The sequence below is a fragment of the Arenibacter latericius DSM 15913 genome (genome assembly GCF_000424985.1).
GTDB lineage: Bacteria > Bacteroidota > Bacteroidia > Flavobacteriales > Flavobacteriaceae > Arenibacter > Arenibacter latericius.
On record NZ_KE384288.1, the window covers coordinates 26,051 to 48,437 of the forward strand.

A 22,387-nucleotide genomic window follows, 5' to 3' on the forward strand; every position below is an offset into this window, starting at 1 on the left:
CCTTATTTTATAAATTATTCAAATATATTGTTAGTTCCTATGGGAAATAATATATTTGCACGCTATTTAGGAATACCATATCATAAATTATACAACCAATGCAGAATAAAGGACTGATAAAGCTTTTCGCTTTTTTGTTTGGGTTAGTTAGTATTTACCAACTATCCTACACTTTTATTACCAATAAAGTAGAAAAGGATGCCGCTGAATTTGCTACCAATCGAGTTTCGGAGTCCGAAGAGGATTATCTTGCTAAAAGAGAGGAGCTACAAGCACAGTATTTGGATTCTATAGGGGAAAATTCCATTTTGGGATATACCAGCTATAACGACGCCAAGAAAAAAGAATTAAATAAAGGTCTAGATTTAAAGGGCGGGATTAACGTTACCCTTCAGATTTCCGTTAAGGATATATTGAAAGGCCTTGCTAACAATACCAAGAATCCTGTTTTTAACAAGGCTTTGGCCGATGCTGATTTAGCATCTAGAAGTAGTGATGCTCCTTATGTAGAGCTGTTCTTTACTGCTTTTGATAAGATTAAAGGTGATACCAAATTAGCTTCTCCAGAAATCTTTGCTAATAAGAATTTAAGTGATGCCATTAATTTTCAGATGACCGATGATCAGGTTAAACCTATCATTAGAACTAAAATTGATGAATCTATTGTTTCTGCTTTTGAAGTATTGAGAGAGCGTATTGATGGTTTTGGGGTTACGCAACCAAACATTCAAAGAGAAGGAAATTCTGGCCGTATTTTGGTAGAACTTCCAGGTGCTAGAGATATTGCTAGAGCACAGGACCTTTTGTCTAGTACTGCACAATTAGAATTCTGGGAAACTTATAAGCCAAGCAATCCTAGCCTTGGTAATTTCTTGCAAGCTGCCAATGAGCGTTTGAAAACTTTGGTTAAGGTTGAAGAAAAATCAGATGTTGCTGCTAAGCCAGAATCTGAAATAGACTCTTTATTATCTGATATTACTCAAGAAGGAGACGACTTCTCTCCAGCGTCTAATCCTCTTTTTAGTCTATTGTTGCCTGCCAACCCTAATGGGAATGCTTTGGTTAGTGCTGCTATAAAAGATACTGCTAAAATTGGGGAGTACCTAAGAATGAAGGAAATCCGTAGATTAATTCCTACTGATATTCAATTTGTAAAATTCCTATGGGAGCGTCCTAGTGAAGGGGCTGAAGTAGTTGATCTTTACGCATTAAAATCTAACAGAGAAAATACACCGAGAATCAGTGGAGACGTAGTAACCGACGCTGCTGATGTTTTTGACCAGTTTAATAATCCTGCAGTATCCATGGCTATGAATACTAGAGGAGCAAAAGAATGGGAGAAATTAACTGGTGATGCTTTTAATAACCAAACTGGTATCGCTATTGTTCTAGATAATAAAGTGTATACCGCACCTGGTGTTTCTTCTGGTCCAATTTCTGGTGGTCGTTCAGAAATTACTGGAAACTTTACTATCAACGAGACTAAGGATATTGCAAACGTATTAAGAGCAGGTAAATTACCAGCTTCTGCTGAGATTGTACAGTCAGAGATTGTTGGGCCTTCATTAGGTCAGGAAGCGATTGATAGTGGTTTCTTCTCCTTTATGATTGCTATGGCAATTGTATTGATATGGATGGTTTTCTACTACGGTAAAGCCGGAATTTTTGCTGATGTTGCCTTGTTATTGAATATCTTATTGATCTTTGGAGTATTAGTAAGCTTAAACGCAGTACTAACACTTCCTGGAATTGCAGGTATCGTATTAACCATAGGTATGTCTGTGGATGCTAACGTACTTATATTCGAAAGAATTAAAGAAGAGTTGGCAAAAGGAAAAGGTAAAGGTTTAGCTATCGCAGATGGATTTGGAAACGCACTTTCCTCTATTTTGGATGCTAACATTACTACAGGTCTTACCGCACTTATTCTATTTATATTTGGTTCTGGTCCTATTAAAGGATTCGCAACTACCTTACTTATAGGTATTGTAACCTCTCTATTTACAGCTATCTTTATTACTAGATTGTTGGTAGACTGGTATTCTTCTGGAAAAGGAAGAGATTTAGATTTCTCTACTTCTATCACCAAGAACTTGTTTAGGAATATCAATATTAACTTCTTATCTAAAAGAAAGATATCTTACGCCTTCTCTGCAGTAATGATTGCAGTGGCTCTTATCTCTTTATTTACTCAGGGGTTACAACAAGGGGTAGATTTTGTAGGAGGTAGATCTTATACTGTAAGATTTGAAAAAGCGGTTAACCCTTCGGAAATTGCTTCAGAACTTAATGACGTATTTGGTAGTGGAACCAATGTAAAAACATTTGGAGATGCTAACCAGATTAAGATCACCACTGCTTATAAAGTAGAAGAAGAAGGATTAGAAGTGGATAGCGAAATTCAAGATAAATTATATACTACGCTTCAGAAGTATTTACCAGATGGTACCGCCTTTGATAACTTTATTATTGGAAGTGGTGAAAAGTCCATAGGGATATTACAATCTGTAAAAGTAGGACCTACCATTGCAGATGATATTAAGAAGAATGCTTTCTTAGCTATCTTAGGATCGTTAGCAGTAGTATTCCTTTATATCTTGTTCAGGTTCCGTAAGTGGCAGTTCTCGTTAGGAGCGGTTGCAGCGGTTGCGCATGATGTATTGGTTGTATTAGGTGTATTCTCCATCTTTGGTAAACTAATGCCTTTTAACATGGAGATAGACCAAGCCTTTATTGCTGCTATCCTTACCGTAATTGGTTACTCACTGAACGATACCGTGGTAGTGTTTGACCGTGTTAGGGAGATTGTAGGTGAGAGAGGATGGAAAGCTGGAGAGAATACAAACTTGGCACTTAACAGTACCTTGAGTAGAACGTTGAATACCTCTTTAACCACTTTAGTGGTGTTATTAGCTATTTTCATCTTTGGAGGAGAATCGTTAAGAGGATTTATGTTCGCTATGATTGTGGGTATCATAATAGGTACTTACTCTTCCTTGTTCATTGCAACACCAGTAATGTACGATTTGTTGACTAAGAAAGATAAGTCAGAAAAAGAAGCTTAATAATAAGCTGAATTTATTGAGATAAAAAATGGCCGCTAATTTAGCGGCCATTTTGTTTTATATAATCTTCCCTGTAGATCCGTTAGGACCCGGACTTAGTTCATAGCTGTATTGAGGTTGCAACCCTGGTTCTATTCTATGAGATACAAATACAATAGCCGTATTAGTTTCGTTGGCAATCTTATTTACTAATGAAATAAAAAGTTCAGCGCTCTCATCATCTAATCCGGCAGTAGGTTCGTCTAAGATTAACAAAGGTGGGTGTTTTATCATAGCTCTTGCGGTCATAATCATTCGCTGTTGACCTGTAGTAAGCTCGGCGAAATTTACATCTCGTAAATGCCATAGGTCTAAGATTAAAAGCCATTTCTTGGCCAATGCCTTCTGATTTTCTGTTGCCCGAAGGTAGAGTCCTATTGAGTCGTTTAAGCCTGAGATAACCATGTTAAAAGCGGTATGAAGGCCAGAGAAGTTCTCTGTCATGGTAGGTGAATAGTACCCAATATTTTTTTTGATATCCCAAACGCTCTCCCCACTTCCTTTTCGTCTTCCAAAGAGATAGAGTTCTTGATTATACCCCTTATGATTGTCTCCCGTGATCATGGAAAGTAGGGTGGACTTGCCACTTCCGTTGCTTCCCTTTAATTGCCAAAATTCTCCTGATTTTATGGTCCAATGGATATTATGCAATACTTTTTTGCCAGGGTATTCTACAGAAACACCTCTACACTCAATTAAAATAGGCTCATGATAGTCGGTGGGTTTGTAGGGGAGTGGAATCTGACCGCTAAATGGGGTGAAGTGATTGTATCCTTCTTCCGGTTTCTCCTTTTCTAGTGCTATTTCTTTAAGTTCCGACTTTTCAAGGATTAGGTGATTTGTGCAAAAGGGTAGGAGATCTAATTTTCTACTTAGGAGTTGTATAATGGTTGTGGTTTTTGCTACCTCTTGTAAGCTTTTGCTAAGATCTTGCTGTGACAGTACATCCAAATTATCGAATGGATTGTCTAGTATCAGGAAGTCCGGCTGCAATTGTAAAAGGTGGCGCAACAAAGCTTTCTTTTGTTCTCCGCTAGACATGGTGCTTAAGCGTTGTTTGGTATCTTTGGTAATAATCTTAATATCGTGCCTCTCCTCCTCATCTACTAATTTCTCTAGGGTGATTTTAGAGAACAAAGCCCCTTTTTTGTTAGTTAGTATGCTTAAGGCATCAGGGAATTTTCCCTTCATCAGATTGGTAATAAACTGTTCCTTCTTGGAATTGTTATCAGTGAATATGGCCCAATGGGTTTTAGGAGTCATAATTAATTTCATTTAATAATTAATCACACAAATAATAAGGTCAATATGCCTATAGGTTTACCACTGGCTTCTGCCTTAAATGAATACTGTTGTAAAGTTTGTATTCAGCGTAAACCCTAAAAATAGTACAATTAGGGTGTATGGTTTACCGTATATAGTAAAAGTAGGGTGGGGCCTCTTACTGCATTAAGTTATAATTGCAAAAGATAAAATAGGCGAGATTATGCTGGGGATAGGTTATAAAACAAAGTTAGCTCTTTACAATGCAGGTATGCACTTAAAAGAGCTAATCCTGTTATTAATCTCTATTAATTTTTCTGGTAAGAGATAACGTCCCCTACTTCTAACCCCCATTCATCAGATTTTCCTGCATTAACTTCTAATACAGATTTGGCAGGCACTAGGGAACTTAGGCCAGTTTCATCAAATGGTTTTGCGTTTTTTTGAATGCTAACAATCTTATTGTTCTCATCAATAAAAATAATGTCTAATGCAATCTCTGTATTCTTCATGTAGAACGAGCGCATTTCTAGATCATCAAATAGGAATAGCATAGCTTGTTTTGGCGCCATAGAGCTCCTATACATAAGACCCGTAGCAGTTTCGTATTCGCTTTCCGCAATCTCTATGTCTAGCTTTACCAAAACTGAATCGGTTTGCTGTTGTACAATCTCTAGTGTGCCATCTTTTTTAAATTCGATGGGTGCGGTGGTAATTACTGGCTTATCCTTTTCGCCTTCTTTACACGAAACCACTAATGTAAATATAGCAAGCAATGCTACTAAATAAACTTTTGTCTGTTTCATCTATATAATTATAATACTTAAAACTCTGATTTGGATAGCCTTTTCCTATATAAAATGATAAATCTGTTTGGCTTGCCTAACGTTTATTTTACGGAGGCCGATGTGGGTTTAAACATAAAATAGAAACCTATTAAGATAAACGGGATGCTTAACCATTGCCCTGTTGATAGTACCCCTAGGGATTCTTCAAATCCACCTTGACTCTTCTTAACGAATTCTACGAAGAATCTAACGGTCCATAAAAGGACTAGGAAGAGACCAAATAGAAATCCAGATTTATTCTTTTTATCCGTTTTCCAATAAAGGTAGTGTAGGATGGCAAATACAAAAATATAGCAGATGCCTTCATATAATTGTGCTGGGTGTCGGTATGGAATGGCTTCTAGGTATTCGGCAAACCTAGGGTCTTTTTCTATAAGATTATAAGCGGCGTTGACCGATTTTTCTTTGGTGATCGCCAAAGCATTTGCAGGGTGCAAATCGTCGGAATCTCTTAAAAACCGGGTAGCAAATATAAAAGACTTGTCTACCACTTTTCCGTTGATTTCGGAATTGAAAAAGTTACCTAATCTCACGCAAAAAGCACCTATAGATACCGGAATTACAATTCGGTCTAAGATCCATAGCATTTTAAATTCAGGGAACTTACGGGTATAAAGGTACATGCCTATAATAATCCCGATAGCGGCACCGTGACTTGCTAAACCGGTGAATCCGGTAAATTCATAACCGTTGATGATGCCAAATAAGGCACTTCCTTCAGATTCTCTAATAGGAAGCAAAATTTCTAATAGGTGATTAGAATAATAAGGCCAATCATAGAAAAAGACATGTCCCAAACGTGCACCTAGCATTGTAGCAAGAACCGTGTAGATAAAGAGGGAGTCTAATTGTTCTATAGATTTATTCTCCTTAACAAAGATTTTTTTCATGATATACCACCCTAATGCAAAGGCAATAATCCAAAGGAGGTTGTAATATTTTATTTGTATTACCCCAATTTTAAATAAAGTGTCGGCGGGGTTCCAAGTGAAGCCTAAAAAATACATTCGCAATATAATTTAAGGGACTAAGATAAGTAAATAGTAGGAAGTATCTACCTTGGATATTTAGTAATTAAATGTGGAAAGGCTAAAAATTAAGAAGGGGTGTTAAAACTACCCTGGTTGGAGTGTGTTGGGAGGAAAGGTAGTTGTGAGAAATGCTTAAGGTACAGGATCATACCCGCTTCTAGGTGCTTACTTCCTATAGGGAGGGTATCAATCGTTCGGATATGAAATCATCTAGTTCACTTATATATCAAAAGTAGACCATCAACTAATCTAAGAAGATTGTCGATTAGTTTTCCTGATCTGCAGAATAGGATTCAATCCCGATGCTTCGAGACCGAGATTCAGCTTTTTTATAAAAAGCGCGGAGTTTTGAAGCCGGTTTTTAGATTTGATCTAAAAAAATCATCAGGACCAATCGGAAAATGCAACGATTTGCATTTGTAGAGAGGGGCCAGTTGGCGCGTGGGCTATCGCTACAGCTGGCTCCTCAAATCAAAGGTACACAGTACCTTCGCTTTAATGCCCTGTTCGTTTTCTTTGGACAAGCAAAGAAAATGAAAAGTAGATAGGAAGTATAAATTGATTTGAAGCGCTTATAGCACCAATTATAAAACAAACATCTGTTATTTCATTTAAGCTTAGGTGTTTAAAAAAATCAGGAAATATGAATAAGAGGTTGAGAATCATTACTCTATTAAATTCTTGTTTTACGTTAACAGAGTTATAGGATAGCTTTACAGGTGCAAGTTGGAAGTTGAGGAGAATCTATTAGATAAAAATAGATCTTAAGGTACAGGATCATACCCGCTGCCGCCCCAAGGGGTACAGCTAAATATTCTTTTTATAGCTAACCAGCCGCCCTTAAATAATCCGTGTTTCTTTAATGCTTCCAAAGTGTATTGGGAGCAGGTAGGGGAGTAGCGACAAGTTGCTGGGGTAAGTGGTGAAATAAGAATCTGGTAAGCTCGCACCAAAAACACAAAGGGAGCAATAAGTATTTTCTTAATTTGTTCCATAGTGTTTTTGGTGTGAGTTTTCTATATTTATGACAGACTAAAAGTAGTTCCTTCTTTTCCGTCTTTTAGTTGAATGCCCATTTCTGCCAATTGATCTCTAATTTTATCAGAAGTGGCAAAATCTTTATTGGCACGTGCCTCATTCCTCATTTGGATTAAAAGGCCAACTACATCAGATAGTATATCGGAACCACTTTCTGTAGTGCTCTGGTGAGTTATGCCAAGGATGTCTACCACGAAACTGTGCATCGCATTGGTTAGGATTTCCTTATCAGATGCAGTAATGGTTTCGCTCCCTTCTTTAATCAGGTTTATATGCTTAACAGCCTCAAATAGATTGGCTATAAGGATAGGCGTGTTAAAATCGTCATTCATTGCATCGTAGCATTTCTGTACCCATGCAGGAACATCAAAGCTAGAGGTAGATGCTGTAGACACTTGCTTTAGGTTGCTGATGCTTTCCATTAACCTGTGGTAACCTCTTTCGGAAGCTAATAAAGCTTCATCGCTTAGGTCTAAAATACTAGTATAATGTGCTTGCATCATAAAAAAGCGAACTACCGCTGGAGCAAATGGCTTACTAAGGATGTCGTTCTCACCAGAGAATATCTCATTCGGAAGAATGTTATTTCCGGTGGACTTTGCCATTTTCCTTCCGTTTAAGGTAAGCATATTGGCATGTAGCCAATAATTTACTGGAGACTGATTGTTCCATGCTTCCGCCTGTGCAATCTCACATTCGTGGTGTGGGAATTTTAAATCCATTCCTCCACCGTGAATATCAAAAGTTTCGCCTAGATATTTAGTGCTCATAGCAGTACACTCTAGGTGCCAGCCAGGAAAACCGTCTCCCCATGGGGATGGCCAGCGCATAATATGCTGTGGCTCTGCTTTTTTCCATAAGGCAAAATCTTGTGGACTCTTTTTTTCATCCTGCCCACTAAGCTCCCTAGTATTGGCGATCATGTCCTCTAATTTTCTCCCACTTAGCTTCCCGTAATCGTTGGTCTTGTTGAATTTAGTAACATCAAAATATACAGAGCCATTAACAACATAGGCAAGGCCTTTGTCTAAAATAGCCTTAACAATTTCTATTTGCTCAACAATATGTCCGGTTGCCGTAGGTTCTATACTAGGAGGCAGAAAATTAAACTTGTTTAAAATATTATGGAAATCTAAGGTGTAGCGTTGTACTACCTCCATAGGCTCCAATTGTTCTAATCGCGCTTTTTTAGCAATCTTGTCCTCCCCATCTTCTGCGTCGTCCTCAAGATGGCCAGCGTCAGTAATATTCCTAACATAGCGCACCTTATACCCAAGATGTTTAAAGTACCTAAAAATCATATCAAAAGACATGAAAGTACGGCAGTTTCCTAAGTGTACATTGCTGTACACGGTAGGACCGCAGACATACATGCCTATATGACCTTCATTTATAGGTTTAAAAACTTCTTTTTTCCCCGAAAGGGAATTGTATATTTTTAATTCTTGAGTTTGGTACAACTGCATATTTAAACAGGAAGATTAAAACTTAGTATCAATATTTATATAATTCAAAAACTCTCTTCTTACCGCTTCCTCTTTGAATTTACCACCGTATTCTGCGGTAATGGTGCTGCTCTCGATGTCGCGAATTCCTCTAGAATTTACACATAAATGTTTGGCGTCCATTACACAAGCAACATCCTCGGTGCCCAGGGCTCTCTGAAGTTCCCTTACTACCTGAATGTTTAAGCGCTCCTGTACCTGCGGCCTTTTTGCGTAATAATCTACAATTCGGTTCATCTTAGATAGGCCTATAACACTACCATTGGAAATGTAGGCAATATGCGCCTTTCCAACAATAGGAAGTAGGTGATGTTCACAAGTAGAATATAAGGTGATGTTCTTCTCTACCAACATTTCCCCATATTTATATTTGTTGTCGAAGGTAGAAGGGTTGGGTTTGCGTTTTGGGTGTAACCCACCAAATATTTCGGATACAAACATTTTAGCAACCCTATTCGGGGTACCCTTTAAACTGTCGTCCTCCATATCCAAACCTAGGGTAAGCATAATATCACTTACGTTTTCCCTGATGCGAGCAATTTTTTCCTCGTCGCTAAGTGCAAAGGCATCTTTGCGTAAGGGAGTGTCTTCTGCAGCGGAAACATGATCGTCTCCAATGTCTTCAATATGCTTATCCAATGCGTTATCTATTTTCATTAAAATATAGCTTTTTAAGGGTGCAAAGATATGCATAATATGGCACTTTATACCATATTTGCCTAGTAATACACTATAAATTAGTGTTAACGAATGCGGATTGTAATCTTTTGTTTTTCCAGAATATTACCTCCTAAATATTAAAATACCGCTACAGTATAGTATAGGTAGCGGAATATTTGGAATTTTTTAATGGTTTTGTGGCCGGTCCTAGTAGAGTTTATACTTTGTTTTCAGTGCTACTCCATGTTGTAATAAATATGAAGTGTCGCCTATCTGAGAATGAAAAAAGACGGGAGTTGTCCCGTCTTTATTAAGTTGTAATAGATTGTGTTTTACAAGTTTAATGTGTATCCTAAACTAACAACCGTATTTTTATGGGTAATACCTGCTGGAGTAGGAAGGCCTGTGTCATACAAGGTTTTGTTTATATCTTGCGAAGCCTGACTAAAACCGAGGTCTAATCTGCTGCTTCCAAAACTATATCCTATCCCTGCTGAATAACCGTTAAGGTCGCCTATGGTAGTACCGCTAGCGTACGGACTCTGCTCAAATCGGTATCCTGCCCTTAAGCTAAGTGCAGCTAGGCGGTATTCGCCACCTAATCTAAAGGTTGAAACTCCTCCTAATTCATCACTTATAAAAGTGTTTTCGCTAGCAAAGCTAGGATCGGTCGTAGGTTTTAATTGTGCTTTAGACATATCTTGGTAGCTGTAATCGAAGCTAATAAGTCCTTGTGGTCCAAAAACTACTGCCAAGCTACCCGTTAATTTAGCGGGTGTTTGAATGTTGTATTTCTCAAATACGTTGATTACGTTAAAATTGATGTATGAAATGTCATTATCGGCTAAGTCCGAGTTTATTTTTTGTGAAGTCTCGTCAGTTAAACTATACCAGGTAGGGGACTGATAGCTACCTCCAACTCTAATGTGGTCATTTAATTTACCAATGGCACCAATGCTAAAAGAGAATCCGTTTCCATCGGTTCTAAGTAGATTGTCGAAATAAATATTTTTTAATTCTGAGTCCGAATCAAATCCACTCTCAGAAAGCTGAGTAAGTTTTTCATAGGAGATGTTATGGAAGTTTAAAGAGGCTCCCAAATAAAAGTTGTCTCCATATTGAGAAGCTAAATTGGCAGTGAATTTACTGTTTTGTCCAATAGTACTTTCCGAATATCTTTGGTTTACTGTGTTGTATTTGGCATTGGAGATATATGCTGTATTGTTGTCATTAGACTCATCCATAGGGTCTATTATTCCTCCAAAATACCCTAAAAAGGCTTGCTGATCTGCATACCCAAAACTAGAACCTATATCCAAATAGGCCTCTTCTAAATATTCGTCGTCCTGCAATAGTAAGTCTCCAAAGGGAATGCCATCAGCATAATTTAAAAAGTAATTGTCTATTCCTTGGTTGCTGTTTCCGGTGATATAGAGTTCATTGTCAAACTTCCTTGCTTGGTCGTAATTAAAAGCCAAGGAAATCTTTTTCCAAGCAGCATCATTATCCTTAAAAACAAAAACTCCACCTATCTGATTTAAATCAAAAGAATTTAAAGAAGCAGTGCTATTTGTTGAGAAATAAGAGGCGTCGTTATTATGGTGGTAATTAGAGCCAGTGATAGAAAATACTCCATAGTTAAATACTGCAGATCCAGCAGGATTTACATTAAGCGAGGAAAGATCTCCCCCTAGTGCTCCAAAAGCCCCGCTCATACCTTGGTATCGCGAAGTCCCTTGAAGAGATTCCCCACTGTATCGCAATACGTCGTTTATATTCTGGGCACTAGCAAAAGCACATGCCAAAAGTAGAATGAAAGTATAGTGTCTTCTCATCTTTTTAAATTTTGGATAACTTTAAATGAATTGCAAATTGAATTAGTTGCCACGGCTTCTTCCTCCAGATGATCGGTTAGAATAGCTACTGCTCCTTATGGTCCCAGAGGATGATCTAGACGGAGGACTAGAGCTTCTTATAGTAGGACTAGAAGAACGCTGGTTGCTTCTTGAGCTTCTGATGGTGCTGCTACTAGGTCTGCTAGTGGTGCTAGATCTTCTAGTGGTAGAAGTCCGCGGTGCGGTAGCGCTTCTACTGCTTCTATAAGTACTGTTGCTAGGTGCAGTTCTTTTGCTAGTCTGACTGCTACTACGTGCGCTACTATTGTAATTAGGTGTCGCACGAGTACTTCTGCTTGTCCTATAAGATCTATTTCTATCTAGTGCATCTACTCCAACTCTAGTTCTTGTATTGTTGCTGCTTCTGTAGCGACTTGTATTGTTATTGGTAGAAGTTCCTCTATTAACGGTACTTCTACTTCTAGTACTGCTATTATTAGAATTTAAGGTAGATCTAGTTCTTAAATTATTAGAACGAAGTGTGTTAGATCTATATGCTCCTCTTCTACTAGCATTGTAGGCATAATTTCTATTATAGTTGTAGCGGTTATATCCTAGTCTGTAGTAATTGTTGTAGTAATAAGGTCTGTAGGCATATCCCCATCCATTATAATATCCGTAACCGCCCCATCCCCAATTGTAATAGGCGTATCCTGGGTATCCGTAATGTCCCCATCTATAAGGGTTGTAATACCCACGGTAATATCCACTATAGAACCAAGGGCTTCCCCAACCATAACCATAATTAAATCCTGAATAACCCCAATTGTCATAGATGTTAATAGTTACATTGGATTGGTTGTCTCCCCATGCAGCATAGCCTCTATAATCATTATTGGTGTCGTAGTTATTAATGTTAGAATTTATTTCCATGTTATCATCCTCAACATTTCCGTAATACCCATCGATATCGGTAAATACTTCGCTGTCTAGAATTTCCCCGTATTCATTAGCTTTTTGACCGAAATATTCCCCGTAATTGTTTTGTTTATTTTGTTGGGCCTGAGCTTGCTGTCTATTTGCTTGCTCATGATTATAGGATCTTTCCGTGGTTTGTGTACTGTTGGTGTAAATACCATCGTTATCATAGTAAGATGCCGACTGGTAAGAACCACAGGAAACCGCGAATAACCCTAAAAAGATAAGAGGGCTCGCTATGTGAATTCTTCTATGAAGTAGGGAATGTATCATGGTTTAAAATTTAATTGTTCGACTTTGTAAAAATAGTTAGTTTTGCTGAACTATTTTATATTAATACAAGTCGCAAGTTTTGTGCCAAACTTACTAGCATGGGTAAAAAATTAACGAAAAGAGCAGAGGACTATTCCAAATGGTATAACGAGCTGGTGGTAAAGGCCGATTTAGCTGAGAACTCGGGAGTTAGGGGATGTATGGTTATTAAACCTTATGGCTATGCTATTTGGGAAAAAGTACAAGCCCAACTGGATAAAATGTTTAAGGAAACCGGACATGAGAATGCGTATTTCCCATTATTTATTCCAAAATCGTATTTAAGCAAAGAAGCCAGTCACGTAGAGGGCTTTGCCAAAGAATGTGCCGTTGTTACACATTATAGATTAAAAAATGCTGAGGATGGCAGTGGAATTATTGTGGATCCTGAAGCTAAATTAGAGGAAGAACTTATTGTAAGACCTACATCCGAAACCATTATTTGGGATACCTATAGAAGGTGGATACAGTCCTATAGGGATTTACCTCTTTTAATTAACCAATGGGCTAACGTAGTGCGTTGGGAAATGAGAACGCGACTTTTCCTTAGAACAGCAGAGTTTTTGTGGCAAGAAGGACATACCGCACACGCAACGGAAGATGAGGCTATTGCAGAAGCAGTGCAGATGATGAATGTCTATGCGGAATTTGCAGAGGAGTTTATGGGTGTTCCGGTGATAAAGGGTACTAAAACTGAAAGCGAGCGTTTTGCGGGAGCTTTAGATACCTATTGTATAGAAGCTTTAATGCAAGATGGGAAGGCCTTGCAAGCAGGAACATCTCACTTTTTAGGGCAGAACTTTGCCAAAGCTTTTGATGTAAAATTTGCTAATAAAGAAGGGAAGCAAGAATATGTATGGGCTACCTCATGGGGAGTTTCTACCAGATTAATGGGAGCTTTGATTATGACCCATAGTGATGATAATGGATTAGTGTTGCCTCCTAAGTTGGCGCCTATACAGGTGGTTATTGTACCTATATATAAAGGGGAGGAGCAATTAGATGCTATTTCAGAAAGAGTAGCGCCATTGGTAAAGGAATTACGATCTAAAGGGATTTCCGTTAAATTTGATAACAGGGATACACATAAACCTGGATTTAAATTTAATGAATATGAGCTTAAAGGTGTTCCAGTACGTTTAGCTATTGGGCAACGCGATATGGATAATAATACCTATGAGGTGGCTAGAAGGGATACCTTTGAAAAAGAAACTGTCGCTGCCGATAGTGTTATCGAAAAAATTGAATTTTTACTAGAAGATATACAGAAGAACATCTTTAAAAAGGCATTAGATTATAGAGAGTCTCATATTACTGAAGTAAATTCCTATGAGGAGTTTAAAGAGGTTCTAGAGAACAAGGGAGGGTTTATCTCTGCCCATTGGGATGGAACTACCGAGACAGAAGAGCTTGTAAAAGAGGAGACTAAAGCTACCATTCGTTGCATCCCTATTGATGCCAAAGAAGAGGAAGGGGTGTGTATGGTTACAGGGAAACCATCTGCAAAAAGAGTGCTTTTTGCTAAGGCCTATTAATTTTTTTAAAATTTTTTACTTTAGACTTGTGGTAATTAAAAATAGTTGTATTTTTGCATCCGCAATTAAGTAATAAATGGTCCGTTCGTCTAGGGGTTAGGACGCCAGGTTTTCATCCTGGTAGCAGGGGTTCGAATCCCCTACGGACTACAGAGGTTTTTTGAAATATTAATTTTGGATTGAGACAGTGCACTAGCAAGGTCAAAAACCAAATATTAAAATGGTCCGTTCGTCTAGGGGTTAGGACGCCAGGTTTTCATCCTGGTAGCAGGGGTTCGAATCCCCTACGGACTACATAGTAGTGATCGGGATAGGTCCCAATAAAAAATATAATTAAAAAGAAATGGCAAACCATAAGTCAGCATTAAAAAGAATTAGAAGAGACGAGGCAGTACGTTTACGTAACAGGTACCAGCATAGAACAACTCGTAATGCAGTAAGGAAATTGCGTGCAGAAGAGAATAAGGAAGCTGCAGAGACTTTATTGCCAAGTGTAGTAAGTATGATCGATAGATTGGTAAAGCGTAATATTATACATGCTAATAAAGGTGCAAACCTTAAGAGCAAGCTTTCCAAGCAGGTCGCTTCACTTTAAGCGTCTATCTTACAATATTAAAAACGTTCTTTCTTTTTAGAAGGAACGTTTTTTTTATGGACTATTTTGAGATTTTATACTAGTAAGATCTTCTTTTAGGTGTAATCCAGAATCTTCGACTCATTTTTAAGAGACCTATTATAAAGCATATATAAAGTATACAGATTAAAAATAAATGAATTCTTCTAAGGTGGATGTACTCATTAATTTGAAATAGATGGTTATAGAATCTAGAAATTTTAATGGGTAGATAGCCGGCATAGAAAATAAATAGTCCAATACTAATCCATTTTATCCCGCTAAACTTATAACCGTATATTCCGCCTAAGCGTTTACGTTCTAGGAAAAGTAGTATGGTGCAATACAAGATAAGTACGCTGCCTGCCAAATAACTGTAAACCTGAGGCTCTAGTATAAAGCTCTGGAAGAAAATATTCCCAATTGATACTATCAAAAAAATAACGCTGCCATACAAAACTTGACGTTTGTATTTTGGGTTTTTTAAGTAGCTCCAATACACGAAGTAGAAGAAGCTGAAAAAAATAATATTGTAGATGTTGTATATAATTACATTTCGCTCAGTGAAAGCGGAAAATATAGAGATATCATAAACGTCATAGTTTTTGGTAATATAGCCTAGGCTCTCTGTAAGTAAGGTGTACATTAATATTACCGGAAATAGGGTTAAAGGGGTGTTGTAGTATTTAGGGTACTTAACAAGTGCTATAAACACCGCTATTGCATAAAGGGGTCTGTATAAGTTTTCTAATATATTGTCTAAAAACTCCATCTATTTAGCGTGGATAAAAGTTTTACTTTATTTTGTTTATAGTTAATCCCTGTAAGGTGGTGGGGTCATGTCTGCTTCGTTTAAAATTAGACTTTTGTTATTTTGGAAGATTAGCGCTTTTGTAAAGTTTGGCACAAAAGAGGCTTTAGATTTTTGATGACCTGGCCTTTTGTTAAGCTTATTGGTGGTTGAGTTCCTAGGAGATAAGTTGTCACTAAGGTACATGGGGGTGTTGTTCCCATCATTATCCTCATAGATGTAAAAGGCATAGTCTTCATTCTTTTCATTCTTTGTTGTAGGAATCAAGAAAAATGAATTTTGTCTAGGGTGCTTAATTTTTCTGCCATCTTCAAAGGAATCGAGGTCAGGATAGTTGGAGAAATAAAAGCGTAAAGTTGAAATTTCTACATTAGCCTTTTTGGCTTCTTGTTCAATATAGCTCAAATAATTTTTTATCGTCTGGTAGTCATATGATCCAAATCGGGCTACATCAAATTTCTCTTCAGGATGCTGTTGGTTTTCATACCGCTCTATTAGACTCACCCTGCGGTCTTCATAAGCATCATACATCATCTTTGCTTGTTTAAGACTTACAATTTGTGCAGGTGCCTTTATAGGGGAAGCTTCTGGGTCTGGAGTTGGAGTTTTTTCATTTTCAGAAGTACAGGAGAGGGTGCCTAGAACTAGAGAGACTCCAATGGCAAAAATGCTTGCTGCTCTTTTTGGGTTTTTCATAAGATGAGACTTTTTGGTTGGTTGCTTTAATCTGTTGTTACCTATATAGTGGTGAGAGCTGGGGCATAGCATCTATTAAATTACTGATAATAATAGGGTTAAAAAAATAAAACTTATGAAAAATCTGCATTTATTTCAGTAAATCGATCTTTTTTGTGACTATATACTTATAGTGGATGCCGGAATAAAGTATGGGTTGATTCAGGGAAATGGATCTAAGGAACTTGTAAGTGGTTGTATTTAAGGTTTGTTTTTAACAAGGTCTAACGGTTTTATGGTGCTTTTAGGGGTGGTGGTTAGTTGTAGTTTATAAGGCTAATAAGCTCTTTGTTCCTACTTCTCGCTTTTATGTTGGTAGATGATTAAAGAGGCTAAAAGTAACTTGTTGTTTAGTGCTTTAAATGCGATTTGTCTTTATCGATTATATTCAGGTTTTTTAATGTAATTAAAAGATGGTATAAAGTAAAACTCCCATTTAGCAGATTAGCCAAATGGGAGTTTTTAATTGGGTTAGTTAAAAACGAAGTCTTACTGATTCATAGTCATTAAGAATTCTTCATTGTTTTTAGTTTGTCTAAACCTTTGCTCTATAAATTCCATTGCTTCTACTGGATTCATATCTGCTAAATACTTTCTCATGATCCACATTCTTTGGATGGTGTTTTCATCCAATAGAAGGTCGTCACGTCTTGTACTAGAAGAAGTAAGGTCAATGGCAGGGAATATTCTACGGTTAGATATTTTTCTATCTAATTGTAATTCCATGTTACCTGTTCCTTTAAATTCTTCAAAGATAACTTCATCCATTTTAGAGCCGGTTTCGGTAAGTGCAGTTGCGATAATCGTTAACGATCCGCCTCCTTCTATATTCCTAGCTGCTCCAAAGAATCTTTTAGGTTTGTGAAGTGCGTTAGCATCAACACCTCCACTTAATACTTTTCCGGATGCTGGTTGTACGGTATTGTAAGCTCTGGCAAGCCTAGTGATGGAATCTAATAAGATAACCACATCATGACCGCATTCTACAAGGCGTTTAGCCTTTTCTAAGACGATGTTCGCTACACGCACGTGTTCTGTGGCTTCCTTATCAAAAGTAGAAGCTACAACTTCTCCACGTACATTACGTTGCATATCCGTAACTTCCTCAGGTCTTTCATCTATTAATAGAATAATTTGATATACCTCTGGATGGTTTGCAGCAATACCATTGGCGATATCTTTTAATAACATGGTCTTACCAGTTTTAGGCTGGGAAACGATCATCCCTCTTTGTCCTTTTCCTATTGGTGAGAACAAGTCTATTATCCTAGTAGAAATAGTGCTTTGGCGCTCAGCCAAATTAAATTTTTCTTGAGGAAATAGAGGAGTCAAATGTTCAAAAGAAACCCTGTCTCTTACAATTTGAGGATCTATACCGTTAATCTTGTTAACCTTTATAAGAGGGAAATATTTTTCTCCTTCTTTAGGAGGTCTTACATTACCTAAAACGGTATCACCGGTTTTTAAACCAAATAATCTTATTTGAGATTGAGATACATAAATATCATCTGGTGAAGAAAGGTAGTTGTAATCCGATGATCTTAAGAACCCGTATCCATCTTGCATGATATCTAATACTCCTTCGCTTTCAATAATGCTATCGAATTCGTATTCTGGTTCTTTGTATTTATTTTTTAGATCCTTGTCAAAGTTGCTGTTGCCTTTGTCTGTAGAAGACTTTTGGTGATGAGAACTTTTTCTGTGCTGTGATTTGTTAGATTGTGAGCTGTTTTGAGGGGAGTTGTTTTTTTGGTGCTCCCTTTTGTTCGGTCCACTTGTGTTTTGTGGGCGTGGAGTTCTTTCTGCTCTAGGTTTTTCCTGCTTGTTCTCTTCGGGGGATGATTTCTTAGGAGTTGCCCGTTTTGTTTCTACAGTCTTAACATCCTCATCTTCTGTTTCCTTCTTAGTTGAAGCAGGGCTTTTTTTCTCAGCAGAGGTAGGTTTGTCGCTTTTAACTACTCTAGCACGTTTAGGTTTGGGGGCTTCCTTTTTTGTTTCCGCAGGGGTTGCGGCAATGGTTTCTTGAACTATTTTCGGATTTGAAGCCTGAACGTCTAAAATTTGGTATACCAAATCCAATTTTTTTAAGGATTTAAACTTGGCTACATTTAGGCCTTTGGCTATTTCCTGAAGCTCAGGAAGCTTTTTTGATTTTAATTCTGAAATTTCAAACATTAAGTTTTGAATAAATTATACGTATTTCGAAAATATGAAGTGTACTATATTAATTTGTGTACTAATTGGGGGCACGAAAGCCCCTGTTGGTAAGTGATTTGACTTATAACATGGCGAAATTACAAATAATTTTCAATATTTAGTCGATAAATTTTAAAAAGACGCTTATTTTTGTTTTTTATTTTACCATAAGAAGACATGATTCAAAGAATACAAACCGTTTATTTAATCGTTGTTATCCTTCTTGGGGCAGTTTTACCCTTTTTTGTGAATCTGTGGTCCGATGCGGCTGGAAACGAGATATATGCAGATAACGCAGTGTTTATTTCGATTGTTTTTTATGGTAGCGCAGTATTGGCATTAATGGCCATTTTAATGTATAAAAATAGGAAAAATCAATTTGTGATGAACAGGTTGAATATGATATTAAATCTTTTTTTACTAGGATTTTTCGTTTATCGATCGCTAAATTTATCCGGAGAAACTTCGGTTTCTGAGAAGGGTATTGGGATGCTGATTCCTGTATTTTCTATCGTTTTTTTAGTCCTGGCTAACAGGGCAATAAAAAAGGATGAAGATCTTGTAAAATCTGTGGATCGTTTACGTTAAACCTAACATCTTAGTAGTATTAGTGCGTTAAACCCGGGGTTGTTCCCGGGTTTTTTATTTTCTTTAAAAAGCTTTTTATATCATTTTATCCTCCCCTTTTGCCTAATTCAATAATTTCGAGGTCTTTTATCTCTTCTTTATCTATAACAAAACGCAACATGGTGCGCACTTGGTGAAAACCTTGTATTCCACAGGCGCCTGGATTCATATGTAATAGGTTAAGTTTTTTATCCCACATTACTTTTAAAATGTGTGAATGTCCGGAGATGAAAAGTTTCGGGGGATTCTTTTTTATTTCTTCTCGTATTCTTGTGTTGTATTTATTGGGATAACCGCCTATGTGGGTGATCCATACATCAACTCCCTCGCATTTAAATCTGTTATCTAAAGGAAATTCTAGCTGAATTCGGTTTTCATCAATATTGCCATAAACGCCCTTCAAGGGTTTTATTTTCTCAATAGTGTCCGTGACATCTAAACTGCCAATATCTCCCGCATGCCATACTTCATCTGCCTGTTTTACATATTTTAAAATTTGTTCATCTATGTGTCCGTGTGTATCGCTTAGTAATAATATTTTGGTCATTATGCTATTTTTATAATATTGAGATTGGCCTCTAGCTGCCTACTTAATCTTTAACTGGTTATCGGAATAGGGGTGGACGATGGATTATTGCGGAAATAAAATCTTCCTTTTGCTATCCTTTTTGGGATACTCTATAGGATCTTTTTTCTTTTATCTAGTCCAGAACAAGTATCTTTGCAAACCACAAAACTAAATCATTCTGTTGAGATATTTTATCCAATTTTCATATCACGGCAAAAGGTATCACGGCTCTCAAATTCAGCCTAATGCTATCACAGTACAGGAGGTTTTGCAAGATGCCTTATCCTTATTATTAAGAGATGCTATTCAGATTACCGCAGCTGGTAGAACCGATGCTGGGGTACATGCTAGGGTAATGTATGCGCATTTTGACTTTAAATCGGTAATAGAAAGTAAGTCTATGTGTTATAGATTGAATGCGTTTTTGCCAAGTGATTTGGCGGTTCAATCTATTTTTCATGTTCCTGATGAAGCACATGCCAGGTTTGATGCAGAAGAGCGTACTTATGAATATTGGGTAACTACCCAGAAAGACCCCTTTTTAAATGATGGGGCGTATTATGTGAAGTACCCATTAGATATTGCTCTTATGAATGAGGCGGCTACTAGGTTGATAGGGGAACGAGATTTTGAATGTTTTTCTAAATCTAATACGGATGTAAAAACCTATAGGTGTGATCTTCGTAGTGCAGTTTGGACTAAAGATAACGAGAAGTTGGTCTTTACCATTTCGGCAGACCGATTCTTGCGGAATATGGTCCGCGCCATTGTAGGAACATTAATCAATGTAGGGATGGGGAAAACATCATTGTCGGAGATATCCGCTATTTTAGATAGTAAAGATAGGAGTAGGGCAGGCGCATCCGTGCCCGCAAAAGGATTATATTTGACAGGAATAAAATATCCAGATAATATTATAAATAGCCATGGATAAAGATACTGGTAAAGCATTTGATTTTAGATTATTCAAGCGATTGTTACGGCACGTAAAGCCTTATATGCCTACTTTCGTTGGGGTTGCCTTAGCTGCTATTTTATTATCGGCATTTGCGGTGTTGTCCCCCATTTTACTTGGAGAAATTGTGGATAATGCTATTACTACTAAGGATAGTACTATGTTATTAAACCTTACCCTGGCTATGCTTGGTGTATTGTTGGGAGAGGTAATTTGTCAGCTGTTGTTTAATTACTACGCCAATTGGTTGGGAGAATCAGTGATTAAAGATATTCGAATTCGACTTTTTCAGCATTTGATGAGTTTTAAAATGAAGTATTATGATAATTCTTCCATTGGACTACTCGTCACTAGAGCTGTTACCGATATGCAACGAATAGGAGAAATTTTTAGTCAGGGTTTCTTTGTAATTGTTTCCGATCTATTGAAAATGCTGGTAGTAGCCTTGGTAATGCTCTATACCAATTGGAAGTTGGCCTTAATTGTTTTTGCAGTACTTCCTATATTGTTGTACGCTACTAGATTGTTTCAACAAGCAATGAAGGTGGCCTTTATTGAAGTTAGAGCACAAGTATCTAATTTAAATTCTTTTGTGCAAGAGCGTTTATCTGGGATGAAGATTGTACAGCTCTTTACTAGAGAAGAAATAGAAAAGGAGAAGTTTAGGGAGATTAATGAGAAGCATAAAAAGGCTTGGTTAAGAACAGTATGGTATAACTCTATCTTTTTTCCAATTGCAGAAATTGTTTCTTCTATTACCGTAGGATTGATCGTGTGGTATGGCGGACTTCAGAATGTGGCGAATATTGAGGAAGAGGAATATGGTACTATTTTTATGTTTATTCTTCTTTCTAGTATGCTTTTTCGTCCGCTTAGGCAAATAGCAGATAAGTTTAATACCCTGCAGATGGGGATGGTAGCAGCTAATAGGGTGTTTAAGATTTTGGATACCAATAGTAATATAGAGGATGTTGGTACTGTAGAAAAGGAGAATATTAAAGGAGATATTGAGTTTTCTAAGGTGCATTTTGGTTATTTAGAAGATGAAGAGGTTTTGCATGGTGTTTCATTTAATGTTAAAGCAGGAGAGACTATTGCCATTGTTGGAGCAACGGGTGCCGGGAAATCTACCATTATTAATTTGCTAAATCGTTTTTATGAAATTAACTCCGGTAACATAAAGGTTGATGGAATAGATATAAAAGACTATAAATTAAGTGCTCTACGGTCTAAAATTGCAGTGGTTTTGCAGGATGTATTTCTATTCGCCGATACCATAGCTAACAATATTTCCCTAAAGAATGATGACGTTACAGAGGAAGATTTAGAGGAGGCGGCTAAACAGATTGGGGTACATCAATTTATTATGAGCCTCCCAGGTGGTTATAATTTTAATATTAAGGAGCGTGGAGGTATGCTCTCTAGTGGTCAGCGGCAACTTATTGCCTTTTTAAGAGCCTATGTGAGTAATCCTAGTATTTTAGTCTTAGATGAAGCTACCTCCTCGGTAGATACCTATTCTGAACAATTAATACAACAGGCTACCGAAAAAATTACGGAAGGTAGAACGTCTATTATTATTGCTCATAGATTGGCAACAATAAAGAAAGCTGATAAAATTTTAGTAATGGACGCTGGTGAGATTGTAGAAATGGGTAGCCATAAGGAGTTGTTAGATAAAAAAGGCTACTATCAAAACCTATACGAAGCCCAATTCTTAACCGAGGAATTGCTATAGTTGATTGTTTCCCTATGGGAGGAAGGTAAAGTTGT

17 protein-coding genes and 2 tRNA genes are annotated in these 22,387 nt (G+C 37.3%); 8 read left to right on the plus strand and 11 right to left on the minus strand.

Annotated elements, in window-relative coordinates:
* Window positions 1–98: 98 nt before the first annotated feature.
* The gene (gene secDF, locus H344_RS0118325) at window positions 99–3,065 is read left to right on the plus strand and encodes a protein translocase subunit SecDF (protein WP_026811598.1); all 2,967 of its coding nucleotides are present in this window, start codon (window positions 99–101) and stop codon (window positions 3,063–3,065) included.
* 57 nt (window positions 3,066–3,122) lie between these two features.
* Here the strand turns inward: secDF and H344_RS0118330 are convergent, their stop codons facing one another.
* From H344_RS0118330 to H344_RS0118370, 8 genes are all read right to left on the minus strand, one after another.
* On the minus strand, window positions 3,123–4,367 hold the full coding sequence (locus tag H344_RS0118330) for an ATP-binding cassette domain-containing protein (protein WP_051254398.1): 1,245 nt from the start codon (window positions 4,365–4,367) through the stop codon (window positions 3,123–3,125).
* A gap of 308 nt (window positions 4,368–4,675) precedes the next feature.
* Window positions 4,676–5,173 carry a DUF192 domain-containing protein gene (locus tag H344_RS0118335; protein WP_026811600.1) on the minus strand — a complete coding sequence of 166 codons (498 nt, stop codon included), beginning with the start codon at window positions 5,171–5,173 and terminating at the stop codon, window positions 4,676–4,678.
* Window positions 5,174–5,256: 83 nt separating this feature from the next.
* Window positions 5,257–6,222 (minus strand): prolipoprotein diacylglyceryl transferase, encoded by a 966-nt coding sequence (lgt, locus tag H344_RS0118340; RefSeq protein WP_026811601.1) that lies wholly within the window; start codon window positions 6,220–6,222, stop codon window positions 5,257–5,259.
* A 788-nt stretch (window positions 6,223–7,010) separates the two neighbouring features.
* Entirely contained in the window at window positions 7,011–7,241 is a 231-nt protein-coding gene (yidD, locus tag H344_RS0118350; protein WP_034256990.1) for a membrane protein insertion efficiency factor YidD, read from the minus strand.
* Window positions 7,242–7,268: 27 nt separating this feature from the next.
* Window positions 7,269–8,750: a cysteine--tRNA ligase gene (gene cysS / locus H344_RS0118355; RefSeq protein WP_026811603.1), complete on the minus strand. Its 1,482-nt coding sequence runs from the start codon at window positions 8,748–8,750 to the stop codon at window positions 7,269–7,271.
* Between the two features lie 15 nt (window positions 8,751–8,765).
* Complete coding sequence (gene folE, locus H344_RS0118360) at window positions 8,766–9,446, minus strand: GTP cyclohydrolase I FolE (protein ID WP_026811604.1); 681 nt, start codon at window positions 9,444–9,446, stop codon at window positions 8,766–8,768.
* Between the two features lie 335 nt (window positions 9,447–9,781).
* Window positions 9,782–11,284: an OmpP1/FadL family transporter gene (locus H344_RS0118365; RefSeq protein WP_026811605.1), complete on the minus strand. Its 1,503-nt coding sequence runs from the start codon at window positions 11,282–11,284 to the stop codon at window positions 9,782–9,784.
* Window positions 11,285–11,326: 42 nt separating this feature from the next.
* Window positions 11,327–12,535 (minus strand): hypothetical protein, encoded by a 1,209-nt coding sequence (locus H344_RS0118370; protein ID WP_026811606.1) that lies wholly within the window; start codon window positions 12,533–12,535, stop codon window positions 11,327–11,329.
* A gap of 98 nt (window positions 12,536–12,633) precedes the next feature.
* Here H344_RS0118370 and proS point away from each other — a divergent pair, with 98 nt between their 5' ends.
* From proS to rpsT, 4 genes are all read left to right on the plus strand, one after another.
* Window positions 12,634–14,109: a proline--tRNA ligase gene (gene proS / locus H344_RS0118375; RefSeq protein ID WP_026811607.1), complete on the plus strand. Its 1,476-nt coding sequence runs from the start codon at window positions 12,634–12,636 to the stop codon at window positions 14,107–14,109.
* 78 nt (window positions 14,110–14,187) lie between these two features.
* Window positions 14,188–14,259: transfer RNA gene (locus tag H344_RS0118380), tRNA-Glu, on the plus strand.
* A 72-nt stretch (window positions 14,260–14,331) separates the two neighbouring features.
* Window positions 14,332–14,403 (plus strand) — tRNA-Glu (locus H344_RS0118385).
* Window positions 14,404–14,452: 49 nt separating this feature from the next.
* Window positions 14,453–14,704, plus strand: coding sequence for a 30S ribosomal protein S20 (rpsT, locus tag H344_RS0118390; protein ID WP_026811608.1), 252 nt, complete (start codon window positions 14,453–14,455; stop codon window positions 14,702–14,704).
* Window positions 14,705–15,536: 832 nt separating this feature from the next.
* Here rpsT and H344_RS0118400 read toward each other — a convergent pair.
* A complete protein-coding gene (locus tag H344_RS0118400; RefSeq protein WP_026811610.1) occupies window positions 15,537–16,229 on the minus strand; it encodes a hypothetical protein in 693 nt (230 codons plus the stop codon).
* Between the two features lie 528 nt (window positions 16,230–16,757).
* The gene (gene rho / locus H344_RS0118405) at window positions 16,758–18,443 is read right to left on the minus strand and encodes a transcription termination factor Rho (protein ID WP_026811611.1); all 1,686 of its coding nucleotides are present in this window, start codon (window positions 18,441–18,443) and stop codon (window positions 16,758–16,760) included.
* A gap of 198 nt (window positions 18,444–18,641) precedes the next feature.
* Here rho and H344_RS0118410 point away from each other — a divergent pair, with 198 nt between their 5' ends.
* Complete coding sequence (locus tag H344_RS0118410; protein ID WP_026811612.1) at window positions 18,642–19,052, plus strand: DUF4293 domain-containing protein; 411 nt, start codon at window positions 18,642–18,644, stop codon at window positions 19,050–19,052.
* 85 nt (window positions 19,053–19,137) lie between these two features.
* Here H344_RS0118410 and H344_RS0118415 read toward each other — a convergent pair whose 3' ends face one another.
* Window positions 19,138–19,638, minus strand: coding sequence for a metallophosphoesterase family protein (locus H344_RS0118415; RefSeq protein WP_026811613.1), 501 nt, complete (start codon window positions 19,636–19,638; stop codon window positions 19,138–19,140).
* Between the two features lie 202 nt (window positions 19,639–19,840).
* On the opposite strand from H344_RS0118415, the gene truA reads away from it, so the two are divergent.
* Both truA and H344_RS0118425 read left to right on the plus strand, forming a co-directional pair.
* Window positions 19,841–20,593 carry a tRNA pseudouridine(38-40) synthase TruA gene (truA, locus tag H344_RS0118420; protein WP_034256993.1) on the plus strand — a complete coding sequence of 251 codons (753 nt, stop codon included), beginning with the start codon at window positions 19,841–19,843 and terminating at the stop codon, window positions 20,591–20,593.
* Entirely contained in the window at window positions 20,586–22,352 is a 1,767-nt protein-coding gene (locus H344_RS0118425; protein WP_026811615.1) for an ABC transporter ATP-binding protein, read from the plus strand. The genes truA and H344_RS0118425 overlap by 8 nt, the downstream gene beginning before the upstream one ends.
* Window positions 22,353–22,387: the final 35 nt, after the last annotated feature.